This window comes from Paenibacillus sp. FSL R7-0128, assembly GCF_038002245.1.
GTDB classification, from domain to species: domain Bacteria; phylum Bacillota; class Bacilli; order Paenibacillales; family Paenibacillaceae; genus Paenibacillus_AQ; species Paenibacillus_AQ silagei.
The window spans coordinates 466,352-484,591 of the sequence record NZ_JBBOCD010000001.1; the positions used below are offsets into that span (position 1 = coordinate 466,352).

At 53.7% G+C, this 18,240-nt stretch carries 18 protein-coding genes; 13 read left to right on the forward strand and 5 right to left on the reverse strand.

What is annotated here, in order from left to right:
* Positions 1 to 418: 418 nt before the first annotated feature.
* Together NST26_RS01950 and NST26_RS01955 are read right to left on the reverse strand one after the other, a co-directional pair.
* Entirely contained in the window at positions 419 to 1,369 is a 951-nt protein-coding gene (locus NST26_RS01950; protein WP_340956424.1) for a diacylglycerol/lipid kinase family protein, read from the reverse strand.
* Between the two features lie 104 nt (positions 1,370 to 1,473).
* The gene (locus NST26_RS01955) at positions 1,474 to 1,812 is read right to left on the reverse strand and encodes a DUF4870 domain-containing protein (RefSeq protein WP_036722151.1); all 339 of its coding nucleotides are present in this window, start codon (positions 1,810 to 1,812) and stop codon (positions 1,474 to 1,476) included.
* A gap of 526 nt (positions 1,813 to 2,338) precedes the next feature.
* On the opposite strand from NST26_RS01955, the gene NST26_RS01960 reads away from it, so the two are divergent.
* The 9 genes from NST26_RS01960 (at position 2,339) to NST26_RS02000 (ending at position 10,115) form a co-directional block, all read left to right on the forward strand.
* Positions 2,339 to 2,527, forward strand: a complete 189-nt coding sequence (locus NST26_RS01960) for a hypothetical protein (protein WP_019913840.1) — start codon at positions 2,339 to 2,341, stop codon at positions 2,525 to 2,527.
* Positions 2,528 to 2,943: 416 nt separating this feature from the next.
* Entirely contained in the window at positions 2,944 to 3,993 is a 1,050-nt protein-coding gene (gene coxB, locus NST26_RS01965) for a cytochrome c oxidase subunit II (RefSeq protein ID WP_209877254.1), read from the forward strand.
* A gap of 128 nt (positions 3,994 to 4,121) precedes the next feature.
* Positions 4,122 to 5,960 (forward strand): cytochrome c oxidase subunit I, encoded by a 1,839-nt coding sequence (gene ctaD / locus NST26_RS01970; protein WP_076086550.1) that lies wholly within the window; start codon positions 4,122 to 4,124, stop codon positions 5,958 to 5,960.
* 6 nt (positions 5,961 to 5,966) lie between these two features.
* Positions 5,967 to 6,593, forward strand: coding sequence for a cytochrome (ubi)quinol oxidase subunit III (locus NST26_RS01975; RefSeq protein ID WP_036722156.1), 627 nt, complete (start codon positions 5,967 to 5,969; stop codon positions 6,591 to 6,593).
* Positions 6,594 to 6,597: 4 nt separating this feature from the next.
* Positions 6,598 to 6,921: a cytochrome C oxidase subunit IV family protein gene (locus NST26_RS01980; RefSeq protein WP_036722158.1), complete on the forward strand. Its 324-nt coding sequence runs from the start codon at positions 6,598 to 6,600 to the stop codon at positions 6,919 to 6,921.
* Between the two features lie 25 nt (positions 6,922 to 6,946).
* The gene (gene ctaG, locus NST26_RS01985) at positions 6,947 to 7,858 is read left to right on the forward strand and encodes a cytochrome c oxidase assembly factor CtaG (protein ID WP_445165059.1); all 912 of its coding nucleotides are present in this window, start codon (positions 6,947 to 6,949) and stop codon (positions 7,856 to 7,858) included.
* Between the two features lie 36 nt (positions 7,859 to 7,894).
* Positions 7,895 to 8,359 (forward strand): DUF420 domain-containing protein, encoded by a 465-nt coding sequence (locus NST26_RS01990; RefSeq protein WP_036722160.1) that lies wholly within the window; start codon positions 7,895 to 7,897, stop codon positions 8,357 to 8,359.
* 149 nt (positions 8,360 to 8,508) lie between these two features.
* A complete protein-coding gene (locus tag NST26_RS01995; protein ID WP_340956420.1) occupies positions 8,509 to 9,255 on the forward strand; it encodes a phosphotransferase enzyme family protein in 747 nt (248 codons plus the stop codon).
* Between the two features lie 323 nt (positions 9,256 to 9,578).
* Positions 9,579 to 10,115 (forward strand): nucleoside deaminase, encoded by a 537-nt coding sequence (locus NST26_RS02000; protein WP_340825695.1) that lies wholly within the window; start codon positions 9,579 to 9,581, stop codon positions 10,113 to 10,115.
* Between the two features lie 259 nt (positions 10,116 to 10,374).
* Here the strand turns inward: NST26_RS02000 and NST26_RS02005 are convergent, their stop codons facing one another.
* Genes NST26_RS02005 through NST26_RS02015 form a run of 3 tightly spaced genes read right to left on the reverse strand, consistent with a single transcriptional unit; the run spans position 10,375 to position 14,452 of the window.
* Positions 10,375 to 11,964 carry a methyl-accepting chemotaxis protein gene (locus NST26_RS02005; protein WP_036722164.1) on the reverse strand — a complete coding sequence of 530 codons (1,590 nt, stop codon included), beginning with the start codon at positions 11,962 to 11,964 and terminating at the stop codon, positions 10,375 to 10,377.
* A 29-nt stretch (positions 11,965 to 11,993) separates the two neighbouring features.
* A complete protein-coding gene (locus NST26_RS02010; RefSeq protein WP_340956415.1) occupies positions 11,994 to 13,994 on the reverse strand; it encodes a chemotaxis protein CheA in 2,001 nt (666 codons plus the stop codon).
* Between the two features lie 29 nt (positions 13,995 to 14,023).
* Complete coding sequence (locus tag NST26_RS02015; protein ID WP_036722168.1) at positions 14,024 to 14,452, reverse strand: chemotaxis protein CheW; 429 nt, start codon at positions 14,450 to 14,452, stop codon at positions 14,024 to 14,026.
* Between the two features lie 210 nt (positions 14,453 to 14,662).
* On the opposite strand from NST26_RS02015, the gene NST26_RS02020 reads away from it, so the two are divergent.
* The 4 genes from NST26_RS02020 to NST26_RS02035 all read left to right on the forward strand — a co-directional run bounded on the left by NST26_RS02020 (position 14,663) and on the right by NST26_RS02035 (position 18,239).
* Positions 14,663 to 15,622: a tyrosine-type recombinase/integrase gene (locus tag NST26_RS02020; protein WP_340956413.1), complete on the forward strand. Its 960-nt coding sequence runs from the start codon at positions 14,663 to 14,665 to the stop codon at positions 15,620 to 15,622.
* 496 nt (positions 15,623 to 16,118) lie between these two features.
* Positions 16,119 to 16,847: a hypothetical protein gene (locus NST26_RS02025; protein ID WP_339312549.1), complete on the forward strand. Its 729-nt coding sequence runs from the start codon at positions 16,119 to 16,121 to the stop codon at positions 16,845 to 16,847.
* A gap of 52 nt (positions 16,848 to 16,899) precedes the next feature.
* The gene (locus NST26_RS02030; protein ID WP_209877957.1) at positions 16,900 to 17,310 is read left to right on the forward strand and encodes a GntR family transcriptional regulator; all 411 of its coding nucleotides are present in this window, start codon (positions 16,900 to 16,902) and stop codon (positions 17,308 to 17,310) included.
* Entirely contained in the window at positions 17,310 to 18,239 is a 930-nt protein-coding gene (locus NST26_RS02035; protein ID WP_340956411.1) for an ABC transporter ATP-binding protein, read from the forward strand. Before NST26_RS02030 ends, NST26_RS02035 begins: the two co-directional genes overlap by 1 nt.
* Position 18,240: the final 1 nt, after the last annotated feature.

Genomic DNA, 18,240 nt, shown 5'->3' on the forward strand with positions numbered 1-18,240 from the left:
CAGAATTACTGCTGCTAGCGGAAGATATCTTTGAGATGAAGGTCTATTCCTGCACGAAGCAGGAAACGGACCCGGCGGAAACGTGAAATATGTAACAAAGAGCAGGCCCAGGGGAATACCCGGACCTGCTCTTTGTGTTGGGAGAAATATCATTCCAACTTCTTCATTAGCCAGACCAATCTGCTCCTATCGGACCTGAGAGACCTTATCCCCTGGAAAACACCACTTTTGGTGTCTTAACGGACCGAGGAGACCTTAAGGTAGCTCAGAACGATACTTAAGAGCAGTGTTTCAGAGAATAAGGTCCTTGTGGTCCGTTGCCTGCCTAATTTATGACTTTCATCCAGAATAAGAGCGCCTCAGTCCGTTACGCGGAGCCACATATGTGCCCACCGCGCCGCGTCCCGCCGCGCCCGGCCTAGCCGCCCGCGCGGCAGGACGCGGCGCCGGCAGCCACCGCCGGGGCTGCCGCCAGCGGCGAGAGCACGCGCAGCGCGCCCGGCTCGCAAGCCACGGCCAGCGGCGCTGTGCCGAGCGCTTCGCCGTCGCCGATGGCGTGGCGCGGCTGCGCGAAGTGCACGGCTACGCTGCGTCCGCGCAGCATCGTGACATAGGGCAGCTTCGTGTGGCTGCCCTTCACCACCGTCGGGAACAGCCGCAGCAATTGCATACGGCTGACCCCATGCACGACGCAGACGTCAAGCAGGCCGTCGCCTGATTCCGCCTGCGGGCAGATCAGCAGCCCGCCGCCGTAGCTGGGCAGGTTGCAGACCGAGACCAGCCACGCCTGGTCATAGGCCTGCTCCTTGCCGTCGCAGGTCACGCTGACGCGGCAGGGCTTGAAGGTCATCAGCGTATGCAGCACGCCGATGATATAGGCTAGGCGCCCGGCGCCAATGGCGTTGCACAGCCGCTTGTAGCGGCTGCCGTTCACATTGACGGCCACCTGCGCGTCGAAGCCGCTGGCCACCGCCGTCAGGGTGAGACCACCTGCCGCGCTCATCAGATCGGCTTCGATGCAGTGTTCCTGCAGCGCGGTGTCCAGCGCAGCCTCAGGCGCGAGCGGGATGCTGAACCCGCGCGCAGTGTCATTGCCCGAACCCGCCGGGATGACTCCCAGCGGGACCCCTCTACGCCGCAGTGCGCCCAGCACGCTGTGGATCGTGCCGTCGCCGCCGACAATGATGGCGGCGCGCCAGTCCTCGCGGCGGGCAAGCGCCTGCAGCACCTGACTCTCTGCACTGTCAGCGCTCTGGGTGAACAGCGCTTCATACGGAACAGTCCGCGCCGCAAGCAAGGCCTGTACGGTGTGCCAGATCCGCCGTCCCGCCCCGCCGCCGGAGCGGGGATTTATGATGAACAAATACATGGATGCTTCCCCCAGCCTGTAGATTCCTGCATGTCTTATCCCATTGTAAGGAGCGGGCAGGCAAAAGGGAAACTATTTTCTGCTGCGCGGGGCTACATCTACAGCTATAGCTGCCGCAGCTGGCTTTCGGCGATCTCTCCCACCCAGGGGAGCTTGAACCATCTGCTGCCAAGGGCATGGTAGATCATCAGGAGCCAGACTGCGAAGCTGCATAGGGAGATCAGGGCGCCTGCCACATCACCGAGAAGCGGAATGAAGCCGCTGAGCACATGGGCGATCATAAGGACTCCGAAGGCAATCAGAGATTGAAGCGAGTGGAACAGGACAAAGCGGCTGCGCTTCTCCAGAGCGAGGAAAATAATCGCACCGATAAATGGAAAAAAATAACACAAGGCGGCGGCAAGGTTATCGGGCAGTCCGGTCGAAGATCTGAAAGGCGACAAAGGGCTCACTCTCCTTGGATTGTAGAAGAAAAAGGCAAAGATTATTCGTGCTTCTTCCCTACAAGCCTATGAGGTGTCCGGGCAAAGTATGAGCTGTGCGGAATGCTGTCCAATAATTTTTGGGGATAGGGGGCATACTATGATCAGGTTCCCAAACGGAAGGTCAAGCATATACTATAAAAAAATTCCATTTGCATTTTTACATGGAAAGGTGGAAGTTAATCTGGAATATGATACAATATAACGATAAGGCCCGAAAGGAGTGATTCAGCAAGTGGCTCTTCGGGTAATTAAAGTGTCAAGGTGTCTTTGCAGTGGGACATCCTTACTCTCAGCCCAAATCACGACGAACCTGCTTCACCGGCAAGGCGGATTTCCAAGTTCATGGAATGGTAGTCTGGACGGGTAATGCAAGCCGCGTATGTGTAATGGTTTCTTACTTGCATTTCAAGGTTACGGCGAACTTTTCATCATGCATTCTCTACAACGGAGCATTCATTTTCAATGTTTTGGGAGGGAACTGATCATGGCAAGTAAAGGTCATAACGAAGTCAAGGAAAGTCTGCGGGAAATGACACGTATTTTCCGGCCCAAAGATCCCAAGAAATTTGTGAAAGAGTACGTCCGGAAGTATCGGATCACGGGAGGATACGAGGAAGAGCTGACCATGGTTGTGGAGCATGAGCTGGTTAGAATGAATTCTTCCGTCTCCTGAAGAAGCGGGCAGAGAGAGTGATTCTGTTTCGTGCTGTTTGATGCCGACAACTATACATTTAATCTACATTCAAGCGATAACATCCATGAGGATTCTCATAAACCGTGCCCGGGCAGCCTTCTGCTTCTGGAATCGGTTTTTTTTGTATGCATATTGCAGATCATCTTCGTATGTCAAATGAATGTTTAGACACAAATAAATATGAATACGCTTCAAAAGTAGTTTAACAGTTTTCCGGGAAAATTGAAAGCGCTTATAAAATCAGTATTGACAAGCTTTCCGCGACTTTAAAATGATTATGTGAATTTGTTGTGAACGATTGACAAAAACGTAGACCGAACTTATATTAATAGTGATTGTTATAATTGACAGGAAAATACTCTAATCTACGAATTCGGGAAAAGCGGGGTAGATCAATGATGAAAACGTGGCAGGCTGGTAAGCGGCTTCTTCCCATGACCGCAGCACTTGGACTCCTTCTGGCCGGATGCGGGCGGGAGGACTTGTCGGTACTCAGACCGCAGGGACCCGTAGCGGAAAGCTCTTACGGACTGATGAAGCTGTCGATCACGATCATGATTGTGGTGCTGCTGATCGTCTTCTCCATTGCGGCTTATGTATGGATTCGCTTCCGCCGGAAGAAGGATCAGGATGAGATTCCGAAGCAGGTGGAGGGCAGCTTCAAGCTGGAGGTGCTATGGACGGTCATCCCGCTTATTCTCGTCATTGTGCTGGCGATTCCTACGGTGAAGGTGGTCTTCGCTGCCGGCAATGATCATTCGGATGACAAGGACGCCATCAAGGTCAAGGTGACCGGCCACCAGTACTGGTGGGAGTTCGAATATACGGATTACGGAATAACGACCGCGCAGGATCTGATTATTCCTACAGGTAAGCACATTGCCTTTGAGCTCAGCACCAAGGATGTGCTGCATTCCTTCTGGGTACCCTCGCTGGCCGGGAAAATGGACACCAATCCCGACGGCACGGTGAACCGCTTCAGCTTCAGTGCGCCGAATGAAGGCGTTTACCGGGGGAAATGCGCAGAGCTGTGCGGACCCTCCCACGGGTTCATGGAGTTTAAGGTGAAGTCGGTCAGCGGTGAGGCCTTTGACAAGTGGGTGGCTTCAATGAAGGCGCCGGAGTCGGTGATGCCGGAAGATCCAGTACTGGCTGAGAAATTCAAGTCCCAGTGCCTGACTTGCCATGCGATTGGCAGCATGCCTGCATCACCGGTGGCTCCAAGCCTGACCGGAATCGGCTCCCGTGAATCGGTTGCCGGAATTCTGCTTAATGATGACACTCGAGAAGACGGGGCGCCGGTCCTTGAGAATCTGAAGACTTGGCTGCATGATCCGCAGAGCGTGAAGCCCGGCAACAAGATGCCGAACCCGAAGGATATGGGCTTAAGTGATGAAGAGATCGACGGCATTGCCGAATATCTGGCCGGTTATACGCTGGAATAGGGGCCTATGACTGAAGCGGAAGCAGCATATTTGATAAGGGGGTACATACCTTGGCTCACGCAGCGCAATCCTTGCAGCCCTCCCAGCCCTTGCAGCCCGGCCACAGCGCCAAGCGGCATACCGGGCTGATGGACTGGATTACCACCGTCGACCACAAAAAAATAGCCATCCTGTATCTATGGGCCGGCGGCCTTTTCTTCGGCATTGGCGGCCTGGAGGCGATCCTGATCCGTATTCAGCTGATCAAGCCGATGAATACCTTCCTGGATGCCCAGACCTTCAACGAGCTGATTACCATGCACGGCACGACCATGATCTTTCTAGGAGTCATGCCGGTTATTTTCGCGCTGATGAATGCGGTGATTCCGCTGCAGATCGGCGCGCGGGATGTCGCCTTTCCTTTTCTCAACTCGCTGGGCTTCTGGACCTTCCTGTTCGGCGGTCTTCTGCTTAACCTGAGCTGGGTGATGGGCGGCGCGCCGGATGCGGGCTGGACGGCCTATACCCCACTTTCAAGTACGGGCTACAGTCCCTCACACGGAGTGGACTTTTATACGATAGGGCTGCAGATTGCCGGACTCGGCACACTGATTGGCGGGATTAACTTCCTGGCTACCATCATCACGATGCGTGCACCGGGGATGTCCTTCATGCGGATGCCGATGTTCGCCTGGGCTACCTTCATTACCTCAGCCATTATTCTGTTTGCATTCCCTGCGGTTACCGTAGGACTTGTCCTGCTTACCTTCGACCGGATTCTGGACGCCAATTTCTTCAATGTTGCCGGAGGGGGCAATCCCGTGCTGTGGCAGCATATCTTCTGGATCTTCGGGCATCCCGAAGTGTATATTCTGATTCTCCCGGCCTTCGGCATCATCTCCGAGGTCATTCCGACCTTCTCGCGCAAGCGGCTGTTCGGGTACAGCTCCATGGTCTTCGCGACAATTCTGATCGCCTTCCTGGGCTTCATGGTCTGGGCGCATCATATGTTCACCACCGGCCTCGGTCCGGTCGCGAACGCCTTGTTCTCCGTCTCTACGATGCTGATTGCCGTCCCGACCGGGATCAAGATCTTCAACTGGCTGTTCACCATGTGGGGCGGACAGGTACGGTTCACGACCCCGAATCTGTTCGCGGCCGGGTTCATTCCTACCTTCACGATGGGCGGAGTAACCGGGGTGATGCTGGCCTCCGCGCCGGCAGACTTCCAGTTCCATGATACGTACTTCGTGGTGGCGCATTTCCACTATGTAATCGTTGGCGGTCTGGTGCTCGGGCTGTTCGCCGGGCTGCACTACTGGTGGCCGAAGATGTTCGGGCGGATGCTTAGCGAATCCTTGGGCAAGTGGACCTTCTGGACCTTCATTATCGGGTTCCACTTAACGTTCTTCGTGCAGCATTTCCTGGGACTGATGGGGATGCAGCGGCGCGTATTTACCTATTTGCCGAACCAGCAGTTCGATACGCTCAACCTGGTCAGTACGGTGGGGGCGTTCCTGATGGGAGTGGGCATGATTATCTTCCTTGTAAATGTGTTCTTGACCTCCAGACGGCCGGCGGATGCGCCGGAAGACCCGTGGGAAGACGGGCGGACCCTGGAATGGACGATCCCTTCGCCGCCGCCGGAATATAACTTCAAGCAGACGCCGCTGGTGCGGGGCCTGGATGCTTTCTGGAAAGAGAAAATGGCCGGGCATAAGGCCATGACCCCGGCGGAGCCGATTGGTCCGATTCATATGCCGTCGGCCACGATTCTGCCGTTCCTGATGTCCGTCGGTATCTTCATTGCGGGCCTTGGCTTTATGTTCAGCCGCGATGAATTCAGCAGCAGCATTATGAGCTTCCTGTTCAATAATTATATTGTTACAGCGCTGGGGCTTCTTATTACCTTCGGATCGATGCTGATGCGGTCGCTGTTCGACGATCACGGCTGGCATATTGAACCCGAAGAGCTGGAAGGAAGGTGAGCAGAGATGACAACGGCACATGCTGAAGCGGCGGACGGTACACTCCCGCATGAACCCGAGAAAGCGACCCTGGAAGGACGCAATAAAGTGTTGGCCTTCTGGCTGTTCCTCGGAGGGGAAGCGGTGCTCTTCGGCACCCTGTTCGCTACCTTCCTGGCGCTGCGTAATCAGACGAATGAGGGACCCTCGGCGGCTGAGCTATTCCATCTGCCGCTTGTTGCGGCAGCGACCTTCCTCCTCCTGGTCAGCAGTCTGACCAGTGTGTTCGCCATTCAGGCCATGCACCGGGGAAATGTGGCCCAGCTACGGAACTGGCTGGTGGTGACTGTCCTGCTCGGCCTTGCTTTCCTGATCCTGGAGATCTACGAGTTCAGTGTATATATCCGGCATGAGGAATTCGGGATGACGACGAGTGCGTTCAGCTCGGCTTTTTATACGCTGGTCGGGTTCCACGGTGCCCATGTCGCCTTCGGGATTCTGTGGATCTCCGTGCTGATCGGGCAATTGGCGCATAAAGGCTTGACGGTCGTTACTGCACCGAAGATCTATGTCTCGGCGATGTATTGGCATTTCATTGATGTGGTGTGGGTCTTTATCTTCACAGTCGTATACCTGCTCGGAAAGGTGGGGTGAAGCCATGACGACGAAGCAGCCTTCTTCAGATTCTGCGGTGAAGCACCGGCACCGTCCGGAAGGACCGCAGCGGCATATTGTGGTGTTTGTGTTCTCCGTGGTGCTGACGCTGATCGCCTTTGCCGCGGTGGCGGCCGGAGGGGTGAATGCTACCTTTGCGATTATCCTGCTGCTAGTAATGGCTGTGCTGCAGGTGTTCCTGCAGATGGGCTTCTGGATGCATCTGAAGGACAAAGGGCATATGCTCCCGATTATCTTCATGCTGGGCGGCTTTTTTATCGCAGGCACCTGTATTGTAATGGCGCTCTATTGGGTATGGTGGGATTGATTCTATCTCCGGGGAGGTCTTGAGGATGATACCGGGATTGCAATATTTCAGCTTTACGGAACTATGGAGTCCGTTGTTTCTGGCCCTGATGCTCCTCCTGACTGCCGGATATTTTGTGCTGATCGGTCCGCTGGCCTCCCGTTTTGAGGGCAGCACTGCAGTCCCCTTCTGGCGGAGGGGGCTGTTCTTATGCGGAATGCTGGCCCTCTATCTTGCGCAGGGAGGACCTGTCAGTCTGCTGGGACATATCTTATTTTCCTTCCATATGGTGAGTATGGCCTTATCCTATCTGGTGGCGGTCCCGTTGATTATGCTCGGTATCCCCGACTGGTGCTGGCGTGCTCTGCTGCGGGTGAATCCGGTGAAGGGACTGGCTTTTCTCGCGAAGCCGGTGGTGGCGGCCCTGCTCTTCAATGGTCTGTTCTCGCTCTACCACATCCCCGCCATCCATGATTATGTCATGCTGCATTTCACCGTTCACCGTCTGTATTATGGCATCCTGTTCCTGACCTCGGCGCTGATGTGGTGGAATCTGATTAACCCCTTGCCGGAATACCGGGCGCTTAGCGGTCTGGGGCAGGTGGGCTTCATCTTCCTGAACATGGTGCTGCTGACACCAGCCTGCGGGCTGATTATTTTTGCGGGCTCCCCCCTCTATGCTACGTATAGCGACCCGGGCACCTGGGCGAAGGCGATGGGCTACTGTGTACCGCAGAGTCCGGCTGCATTATTGCAGGCTTTTGGCGGTCCCGGCTTCTTCGGATCTCTGTCCCCCAAGGTAGATCAGCAGGTCGGCGGCATCGTGATGAAGTTCATTCAGGAATTTATTTTCGCCTCGATGCTTGCTTATGTGTTCTATCATTGGTATAAAAAAGAGAACGGACAAGAGGACACAGAAGTGTCCGCGTCACCCTCTGCCCTGGCGGAGGAGGTCTGAACTATAACGAGCTGGTAAGTACCGAGGGGGATATTCATGGATATTTTCACATTGTTTCCTACGATCAGTACATCGTTCATCGTCATAAGCGCGGTGCTGGTGGCCATCGGCTGGAGACAGATCATTCAAGGCAAACGCGAAGCGCACAAGAAGACGATGATTGCAGCTGCGGTGGCAGCGATTCTGTTCTTCCTGGTGTACTCGTCAAGAACGGTGTTCGTAGGCAATACCTCCTGGGGAGGACCGGATGAGCTGACGACGATCTACCATGTCTTCCTGATCTTCCACATTGTACTGGCTACCGTCGCTGCCGTATTCGGCATCACCACGCTGACGCTTGGCTTCAAGGCCAAGTATGCCAAGCACCGCAAGTGGGGCAGAGTGACCTCCGTCATCTGGTTCATCACCGCTATTACGGGAGTCGCTGTCTACGTCCTGCTGTATATCTTCTATCCGGGCGGACATACGAAGCCGGTCTGGGAAATCATCCTGGGCGCTTAGGCCGAGGGAAGAGAAGTCCTGGATCATTGGGGAAAAGCCTGTCCATCTGCCGCTGCTGCGGGGGAGGGGCGGGCTTTTTTGAATGAGGAGCCGGGAGGGTGCAGGCGAAATGTAGTCGAAAAACCGAACACATTGGGCGGGTACTATCGGTGAATGGAAAGGATTTTGAGCGTATTCATGGAAATACGATGGATTTTTACGCAGCAGCGTTCGATTTTGCACCCGGCACAAAAGTCGGATATCCGGAATGCCTGGGGAATCCGATGCTATACGAACAATGTGGCCGTATTACAGGCCATATTCATGAACTGACTAAGCAGTACAAACTGGTATCCAGAAGACATACCTGGGAAACTAATGAATACCTTGTGCGGGCGAAAGATTATTTGCCGGCAGAGCTTGGGCCCATTCTGCATGCCCTAGACGCACTAAAAGCTGATTTGAGCAGTTTGCCTGTTACCTCAGATAATTTCGGTTTAATTCACGGGGATATCAACGTAGGTAATTTCTTGGTAGATGAGTCAGGGCGGATAACGCTTTTTGATTTCGATGAGTCTCAATACAGCTGGTATGCTGAGGATATTGCTATCCAGCTCTATTATTTACTGTATGTATTTGGGGAGGATTCAAGGTCTGAACGTAAGGCGCAATACGAGCTTTTTATCCGGCATTTCGAGCTGGGCTACGCGGAGGATGGCCGGCAGTTCCCCGATGGCTGGAAGAGTCAACTGGATTTGTTTCTTAAACTGCGTGAAATTATCGTAGTCGTCGGCATGCACCGGAGTTGGGATTTAACCCAGGCTGACGATTGGACGCGTGGGTTCTTGCAAGAGAGTACAGTGCGTATTACCAAGGGGATTTCATTAATTGATGGGTTCGGCGAAGAGGGACAATGATGATAGTTGGAAAAAGCACACTTAGTTCCAGCGATACAGCCAGTTGCAGGTAAGCAATTGGAAAAAGTCCACCTAATTCCCCGAAAATCATCGAATTGGACGGAATCGTAGAAATTAAGTGTTGTTTGTCCAACTGCTGTCCGTGAATGGGGCGGTGCCGCAGGATTGGATGGAAAAAATCCAATTAACGCCATTAGCTGCGTTCAGAACTGTACACTAAAACCTTTGAATCGGTGTATCCCTGTTCTGAAACGTTCCTGGGTATGATACTTTTCTTATGGGAACCCGAAAAATAGAATGAAATTTAGTTAGGATGGGTGAAAATGGACAACCACTATGAATACCTTCTGCTTGCCTTCGAAGAAGCTGAAAAAGCAAAAGAAGAAGGGACTTACCCAATTGGGGCAGTCATTATTGATTCTAACGGAACCGTTGTTAGCCGGGGTAGAAATAGAGTTTTTTCCAGCTATGATACAACTTCACATGCAGAAGTAGACGCTATAAGAAAGGCTGGACATAAGATATTAGATGTTGAAAGTAAGAAATTTGTTGTAGATAACGGGCTTACGTTATATACGACGTGCGAGCCCTGTCCAATGTGTACGGGGACTATAGTTCTCTCCAAGATAAAAAAAGTGGTGTGGGCTGCAAATGATGCTGAAATCGGAGCATTTAAAAAATTCAAAGAAAGGACAAGTCCGTTGCCGATTTATAATGATTTATTTAATGACATTGAAATTGTGGCTGCTCCCTACTCTGATTTAGAAATTAGACAAAGACTAATGCTGGCTGAATGGAATAATAATCGGGGTTACACCGATAATCATTGGAATAAAGAATTCATACGTGATGCGGAGTGATAATTTACGAAGAGCATATTCTCAGGCGGTTAAGCTCTAACGACCAAGGCATGATCGACACGGCTCATCAAACCGTGGCGGAAAGCTGGATGTTGTTACGTGAACAGCTAAATCTGAAGAATATCGTTAATCGATTCAGCTAACGGTAACCGTCAGCTCAATAAACAGCGACAGTCTAGGACTTGAATTTCTGTCCACCACTGCCGCTGTTTCACTTTCAAGGTTTGTCTAAATATTGATGCTTGGAGCAAGGATGAAGCTACAACCGAAACGAAGACACCGTGCTCTGCAGCTCCTCAGCCAGGCTGGCCAGGGACTGGGCGGAGGAGGCGGTCTCTTCGCTGCTGGCGGCGGACTGCTGGGTGGTGGCGGAGATGCTCTCCACGGCAGCGAGAACGTTGGTGGACTGGGCGGCTTGTTCTTCGCTGGCGGCGGCGATTTCGGATATCTTCTGTCCGGCGTTGTTGACCATCGTCACGATCTGATGAAAAGAAACGCCGGTCTTCTGCGACAGCTCCGCACTCTCCTGCACAGCGCTCACGCTGTAGCGTGTATTCACCTGCATCCCCTTGATGATGCTGGTGATCTGCTTAGTGGCCTCGCCGCTGCGCTCGGCCAGCTTGCGCACCTCGTCAGCCACCACCGCGAAGCCCCGGCCCTGTTCCCCCGCTCTTGCGGCTTCAATGGCGGCATTCAGAGCAAGCAGGTTGGTCTGATCTGCAATATCCTCAATAACATCGATAATCTCGCCGACCTTCTGCGAGTCCTCCTCAAGCTTAGCCATCTGTCCGCTGACAGCCTGCATACTCTCCATCGACTCCTGAATGATGCTGTTCCCGTTCTCGGCAATCGTAACGGTCTCATCGGAGATGACCGAGGCCTGCTCGGTATTCTGGGCTACAGAGTGGATCGCGCTGGACAGCTCTTTGAATAACTCGCTGATGGTCCCGGCATCATCCGCTGTGGTCGTGCTGCCGCTTGCCACCTCTTGCGTACTGGCGGAGATCTCCTCGGCGGCGGCGGACAGGCTCTGGGAATGCAGCAGGATGGAGCCCACTGTGTTACGGAGGCTGCTGACCATCTCGTTCACCTTGGCAGCCAGGATGCCGATTTCATCTCTGGTGTCGATATCGGATTGGCTGCGCAGGTCGCCGTCAGCCACCTTCGAGAGAACCTTGACAACCTTCGCCAGCGGATTAGAAATAATCCGGGAGATGATATACCCTAGCAGGATGCACAGAATGACTGCACCGATAATGATACTGAGGGTAATATTACGCGAAGAGCTATAGAGTGCGGCTCCGCTCTGTCTGGCCTGATCCGCTTCCTTGGTGTTGGTGAGAATCAGCTCGTTCAGAATATTCTTCAAGGTATCGCCTTGGTTGTTAAGCGTGCTGCCGCGCAGCATCTCCAGCAGCTTCTCGTCCTGTCCCGTCAGGGAGAGGCTGACAAGAGAATCGTACGTTAACAGATAATCATTCCATGCCGCTTCAAAAGGGGCAATGGCTTGAACCGATTCCGCGCTCAGCTTGGTTTTGCGGAAGGCCGCGATGTTATCGAGTACGTTCTGCTTCTCTTTTTTATAATCGTCCACCCGCTGCTGGCGTTCCTCAGGGGTCTTCTTAATGTACAGATCCCTGACGATAACGCGCATGACCGAGAAGCTGTTCTGTGAGCTTTGCAGGGAGGAGACGGGAACCAGATTGTTCACATACATATCGTCCAGACTGTTATTAATCGAGCCGAGGTTGCTGAGACCGTAGAGGCCCACGAAGGAAAGAATGACAGCGACGGTCAGGAAGGACGAGATTAATTTCACGCTTGTTTTTAGATTATAGAACCATTTCATACCTGTTTCCCCCAGTAAAGATGATTTTGTTAAGCGAAGACTCCCGTATTGAAAAATAAGCTGGCTGTATCTATGATCAGAGCGATATTGCCATTTCCCAGGATGGTAGCTCCTGATATGTTCTCAGTCTTGCCCATGTAGGCCCCGAGCGATTTGATTACGATATCCTGATTGCCGATAAGTGTATCCACGGCCAGTGCCAGCCGTTTCTCTCCCCGCCCTACGATAATCAGCGGAATGGATGCTGATCTGCCGCCCGCACCTGCGGGGAGCCGCAGGATATCCTGCAGCCAGACCACCGGTACGAGCTGTCCCCGTGCGGTAATGACAGGCTGGCCCCGGACAGAGCTGATCTCCTCTGGAGTGACGCGGACAATCTCGGCCACACTGCTCATGGGAATCACGAAGGTGGCTCCCCCGGCATGAACGAGCAGACCCCGGATGATGGCGAGCGTCAGGGGCAGACGAATCCGGAAGCGGGTGCCTTGCCCCCGCGTGGTTTCGATATCGATCATACCGTTAATCCGTTCAATATCATTGCGGACGATATCCATTCCGACCCCGCGGCCGGAAATATCGCTGATGTGCGGGGCGGTAGAGAAGCCGGGCCGGAAAATAAGCCGCAGCGCCTCATCCTCAGTCATCCCGCCGGCCTCTTCAGCCGTAATGATGCCCTTCCGCAGGGCAGACTCTGCAATCAGGCTGGAATCAATCCCGGCCCCGTCGTCCTCGATGACCAGGATAACCTGATTATCCTCATGGGAGGCCGCGACGCGGACGGTTCCGGTCTCGCTTTTGCCGGCGCTGCGGCGGATTTCAGGGGTCTCTATACCGTGATCAACGGCATTGCGCAGCAGATGGATCAGCGGGTCGCCAAGCTCTTCAATGAGCGTCCGGTCCAGCTCCGTCTCCTTGCCTTCAAGAACCAGCTCAACCTGCTTGTTCAGGGAGCCGGACAAGTCCCGGACCATGCGGGGCAGACGGTTGAACAGCTGCTCTATCGGCAGCATCCGCACCTTAATCATGCTCTCCTGCAGTTCCCCCGTAATCATAGCCAGATGGTCGGCAAGCTGGCCCAGCTCCTCTGTCAGATCATTGGTTCCGTATTGCTGGTGGAATCTGCGGTTCAGCAGATGGAACCGGGTCTGATCGATGACCAGCTCACCCGCCAGGTTCATCAGCTTCTCCAGACGCTCCACCTGGACGCGGATCGTTTGCGGCTTGGTTTTGTCAGCGGCAGACGGCGGGGATTCTGGTACTTCCGGGAGCTCCCGGCTCCCCGTCTCCGGATGGGGCGGTCTCACGAATTCACCGGGACGCGGGGAATCGTTAAGCACTTCTTCTATGTATATACGATCAACATCCATAATGGATAAGACCTCCTGACGGAGCTCCTCGATATCGATCTTAGGCGACAGCAACCAGGAGGCCTCGTCGATCCGGCTGTCGTGGTCCTCTATCTCTTCCAGCTCCGGCTTCATGCGCAGGACCGCAGCGACACTCCGCAGCTTGGCATCGATCAGGTGAAGACGGGGCAGCTTCATCTCACAGCCGGGAGAGAGCCACACATGCACCCAGAACAGCTGGAGGGGAAGCTCTGCCTGACTTGTCTGCACAGCAGGGACCTTATCCTCCGGCTTCTGCAGCTCCTCCGCTGCGAATGTACTCAGCCGCTGCACCAGACCGGACACATCTGTGGTCTCCTGATCCGTAGCAGCGATCTCGCTCTGCAGCGCGCGCATTCCATCCAGCGCTCCGAAGAACAGGCGGATCAGCTCCGGCGTGACCGTCCGCTCCCCTCCCCGCATCTGATGAAGCAGATGCTCCAGATGATGCGTGACTTCCTTCAGCCCGTTGTAGCCCATAGAGGCCGAGGAGCCCTTAAGGGTATGGGCCGCCCGGAAAAACTGCTGGATTCCGTCTTCTGTCTCCCCGGTCTGCTCCAGCCTGAGCACCTCATCCTCGATCAGCTGCAGCTGGTCCTCAAGTTCCTCCAGAAATATCCCTCGGTATTCCGATAAATCAACCATGGTTCGCCTTCTCTCCGTTTAGCCTTTGTTTAGTCTCGCAGCAGGATCTCATCCAGCCGCAGAATGCCGACCAGCTCGGAAGAAGAGAAGCCTACTCCGTTGAAGAAGGAGCCGCTGACTCCAGAGATGCTGCCCTGTGCAGGCTGAATATCGCTGAAGGTCGTCACTTTATTCACGTTGTCGACAATAACGCCCAGGGATTCCTCCTGGTGATGGACCACCAGAATGCGTGTGTGTTTGGTCGGCTCCACTTCTTCCATCTGAAGCAGCACTCTAAGGCTGAGCACCGGCACAATTTTACCCCTGAGGTTGATAATGCCCTTAACGTAGTGACGGCTGCTGGGGATTTCCGTTATTTCCTGCATTCTTATAATTTCATGAACATCTGAGATCGGGATCGCATAATGCTCGTGATCTACCCCGAATTCAACATATTGTTTCTGCAAAACGGTCTCCATAGTTACCCTCCGGCTTCTCATATTACTTAGCTGGCCCGCAGCCGCTATTCTGTCTCCGTCCCCCTCCTGAGTTCTTCGCGTTACCTTCTGCTGATCTTGTGTATTCCGGTCTTTGGCCATTCCTGTGTGATAATGGGACAAAATACCACAAAAATGTCGTACAATATCACTTATGCGACATGTCTATTCCTGAGGAGTGATGAAAAAAGAATGAGCCAGACCGAATTTAGCCGTACGGCGCTCAGCTTGGTGTACCCGGAAGAGGGCTACCTAAGCGATGATCAGATTGTTCAGATGTTTATGGCTACCTGCTGTACGAATGTTAATACAGGTCGGAATTATAAGCGGGCGATTGCCGATTTCCGCAGATTTATTGCAGGCACCTCCTTAAGGGCAGTGACCTGGAGGGAGATGGAGGCGTATAAGATTTTCCTGACGCAGGGGGGCTACAGTTATCAGAGGCAGCTGGCACCGGCAAGCATAGCGGCATTCCTTGCGCCGTTGAAGTCTTTTTATAAATGGGGGAGTGACCAGCATATCGGGATTTTTGCAGTGAATCCGACCTCTTCGGTACGCATCCCCAAAATAACCGTTACCAGCCGCAAAAACTTCCTGACCAAACGGGAGGTGGGGGAATTACTGAATGTACTGGAGAAGCAAGGACTGCGCAATTATCTGATCGGGCTGACGCTGGTAGTGCTCGGTCTGCGGGTGTCAGAGCTGACGGCGATGAAGTGGGGGGACTTCCATAATGATCTGCTGGAGACCTCGGTCTGGCTGACCGTGGAGAACGGCAAGGGGGGCAAGCCTAGGGAAATTAAGGTTCCGCCGACCCTGTGGCAGCTGTATTCCAAGTTGTCTGATACCTTGCCAGGGAAGGAAGAGGCCAACCCGGAGCAGCGGATGTTTCCGTTATCTTCACGGCAGGTGGAACGGATTATCAAGAATGCCGGAGAAGCCAGCTCAATTGAGAAAAAGCTGACCCCGCACTGGCTGCGCCACACGAATGCCACACTGGCCTTGCTCCAGGGAGCGTCGCTTCAGCAGGTTCAGGAATCGCTGGGGCATTCCCACATCAACACCACTCAGCGTTATCTCCACACCGTTCAGCAGATTCAAAAGGCTGCCCCGGATTTTGTCGAGGACAGCCTGCGCACGTTCATACAATAGATTAGATTCGACAAAAATTGCAGAAGCACGAATGGAACATAATTGTGGAAACAGAGGGGCTGATCCAGCGAAGTTTCTATACAGAAGTTAGGAAATGACCTATAATAAACGCATGGCTGCTTGATTATGCGCAAGTATGCATGGTTTATCGTATTTTACTCAAAAAAAGTCGCATAAGTGATATTGTACGACAAAAAACGTCAAAGTATACATACAGACTTAGCTTCATGTGGTTTGTTGCATCGAAATCCGGTCCTTGTGCCGCAAATCCCGCGTATGCTCCAATAATAAAGTCCAGACTCCGCCTATGTGCGGGGTTTTTTTCGTGCGTGGAATCGAAATACTAAGAATAGTAGAGTTTTTCTGTTGACAGTGGAAAACACAGGTCATATACTGTGTATATAGATATATACAGTAAGCACACACAGATACACACTGAGGCTAGCTGATCTGCCAGCTCCTGCTGTTCAAGACGAATAAAGCGAGGTTAGAAGTTATGACAACATTAAAGCAAGCGTGGGTCATCGTACGCAGCGAATTCCACGGTGACCGCTGGAAGCTGCTGTGGGCGCTGCTGTTCTCGCTCCTGTTCATGGGATATTTTGCCGCACTGTCAGGAATGGTCATCGACGATACGCTAACGGGACATGACAAGCAGTTGCTCAGCGATGTTCTGATGGTTACGATGATGCTCATGCTCACGATCACCTTCTCCCGGCGGACAATGAAGTATATCTCGGAGGATTCCTATACCCGGATGCTGGCGTATATGCGGGCGTTGCCGGTACCGGTAGCAGCTATTCTCTGTAAAAGAAAGCTGGACACCCTGCTCGCCGTTGCCATGAACAGCACGTTGTTCTTCAGCCTGATCTATCTGCTCAGCCCCGGAATACGCGCTGAACTGCCGCCTGCTTCGTATCTGGCTTTTGCTTTTACCTGGATCGGTTACAGCCTGATTGTCGCTGGCATGTACATTATCATCGAGTTCTCGGTCAGCGGCGTCATGTACTTCTGGATCATCTCAGCCGTTATGCTGCTGGCGCTGGGCGTGTCAGGACTAGTCTACCTGGCGGGAGGCAATATACTGCTCGCCACGGTCGCTGTATCCAAGGAGTGGGGCCTATTGTCTCCCTTGATGTGGGGGGCGCTGGCACTTGGCATGCTATCGATTCAGCTATTCTCCAGATGGACGATTCACCGGCTGAAGAGCCGTGATCTCGTATGAGACGGGGCAAGGCGTTCATCCGGGGGCCGGGCCTGGAAGGCAGGTGTAAATGATGTGGATACCTATACAAATTAATGAGAACAGCGCAGAGCCGCTGTACCATCAGATCGAGACGCAGCTCAGATCGCTGATTATCTCAGGTGCGATTACAGAAGGGACGCTGCTTCCTTCCATCCGCGAATTCGCAGGTGACCTGAAGTGCAGTGTCATAACGGTCCGCCGCGTCTATCAGGATCTGGAGAACGAGGGCTTGCTGCGGACCCGGCAGGGGACGGGCACCTTCGTATCCCATATCGGGACCGGAGCCATGGAGGACTATAAGCAGGAGACCGTCCGCAAGGCGCTGGAGAGCGCCGTGGAGGCGGGACTGTCCGTCCATTGCAGCGAAGAGGAACTAACCAGGCTGTTCACAGAGATCGTGAAGAACAAATACGGGAAGCAGGCAGAAAGAGGGGGAAGCTGATGGGACAGCAAGCCATAGAACTGCGGGATGTATGGAAGAAGCGGCGCAACAAGACCATCGGGCCGATGAATCTCCGGCTGCCGCAAGGATATATTACAGCGCTGGTGGGCCAGAACGGCGCGGGCAAAAGCACGCTGCTGAATATGCTCCTGCAGCTGATTTTGCCGGATGAAGGGGAGATCCGCTGGTATGAAGAGACTTACCGCGGTGTGCTGCCGATGGAGCTCCGCCAGAGCATCGCTTACGTGCCGGAGATGCCCCAGCCTGAGGAGAACTTCTGGACACCCGGTGAGGCGGCCGCCTTCCGCAGCCATTGGTATCCTTCCTGGGACCAGACTTACTTCGAGGAGCTGACCCGTAAGTTTGAAGTGCCGCCGAATGCCAGACTGGGCAAGATGTCCAAGGGCGAGCGCCGCAAGTTCGAGCTTGCCGCCGCCCTCGCGGTGAAGCCCCGGCTGCTGCTGCTGGATGAGCCGTCTTCGGGCCTGGACCCTTTTGCCTGGAAGATCATGATTGAGACGCTGCAGAGATACATGGATGAACACGAGGCCACGATTGTCATCTCGACCCATATTGTTGAAGAGGTCCGGCGGCTGGCGGATTATATCGTGCTGATGCACCAGGGGCAGCTGCTGGGAATGACCGAGAAGGACAGTCTGTTTGGTTCATGGAGTGAAATATGGGTTCAAATTGAGGGAGAGCAAGAACTGCAGGAGCTGGCAGCCGAGCTGCCGCAAGCGTTGGAGCTGAAGCTGGAAACGCCGGGTGTGGCTTCATTTTTAACCCAGCAAATTTATCTGTATGAGAAACGCATTCACGATTTGGGCGTAAAGGTACTCAAGAGCCGCAGCCTGGAGCTGGATGAAATCCTAAGCTTATGGACCCGGGGACATCGTCCGGTTCTGATTGACCAGAAGAGAGGGGAATAAG

Bases quoted from the DNA above. Each gene is read 5' to 3' on its own strand.
- ctaG (WP_445165059.1), top strand. From the start codon at position 6,947: ATGATACCGGGATTGCAATATTTCAGCTTTACGGAACTATGGAGTCCG.
- NST26_RS02030 (WP_209877957.1), top strand. From the start codon at position 16,900: ATGTGGATACCTATACAAATTAATGAGAACAGCGCAGAGCCGCTGTAC.
- NST26_RS01960 (WP_019913840.1), top strand. From the start codon at position 2,339: ATGGCAAGTAAAGGTCATAACGAAGTCAAGGAAAGTCTGCGGGAAATG.
- NST26_RS02005 (WP_036722164.1), bottom strand. From the start codon at position 11,964: ATGAAATGGTTCTATAATCTAAAAACAAGCGTGAAATTAATCTCGTCC.
- NST26_RS01990 (WP_036722160.1), top strand. From the start codon at position 7,895: ATGGATATTTTCACATTGTTTCCTACGATCAGTACATCGTTCATCGTC.
- NST26_RS02000 (WP_340825695.1), top strand. From the start codon at position 9,579: ATGGACAACCACTATGAATACCTTCTGCTTGCCTTCGAAGAAGCTGAA.
- NST26_RS02035 (WP_340956411.1), top strand. From the start codon at position 17,310: ATGGGACAGCAAGCCATAGAACTGCGGGATGTATGGAAGAAGCGGCGC.
- NST26_RS01980 (WP_036722158.1), top strand. From the start codon at position 6,598: ATGACGACGAAGCAGCCTTCTTCAGATTCTGCGGTGAAGCACCGGCAC.
- NST26_RS01950 (WP_340956424.1), bottom strand. From the start codon at position 1,369: ATGTATTTGTTCATCATAAATCCCCGCTCCGGCGGCGGGGCGGGACGG.
- coxB (WP_209877254.1), top strand. From the start codon at position 2,944: ATGATGAAAACGTGGCAGGCTGGTAAGCGGCTTCTTCCCATGACCGCA.
- NST26_RS02025 (WP_339312549.1), top strand. From the start codon at position 16,119: ATGACAACATTAAAGCAAGCGTGGGTCATCGTACGCAGCGAATTCCAC.
- NST26_RS02010 (WP_340956415.1), bottom strand. From the start codon at position 13,994: ATGGTTGATTTATCGGAATACCGAGGGATATTTCTGGAGGAACTTGAG.
- NST26_RS01975 (WP_036722156.1), top strand. From the start codon at position 5,967: ATGACAACGGCACATGCTGAAGCGGCGGACGGTACACTCCCGCATGAA.
- ctaD (WP_076086550.1), top strand. From the start codon at position 4,122: ATGGACTGGATTACCACCGTCGACCACAAAAAAATAGCCATCCTGTAT.
- NST26_RS02015 (WP_036722168.1), bottom strand. From the start codon at position 14,452: ATGGAGACCGTTTTGCAGAAACAATATGTTGAATTCGGGGTAGATCAC.
- NST26_RS02020 (WP_340956413.1), top strand. From the start codon at position 14,663: ATGAGCCAGACCGAATTTAGCCGTACGGCGCTCAGCTTGGTGTACCCG.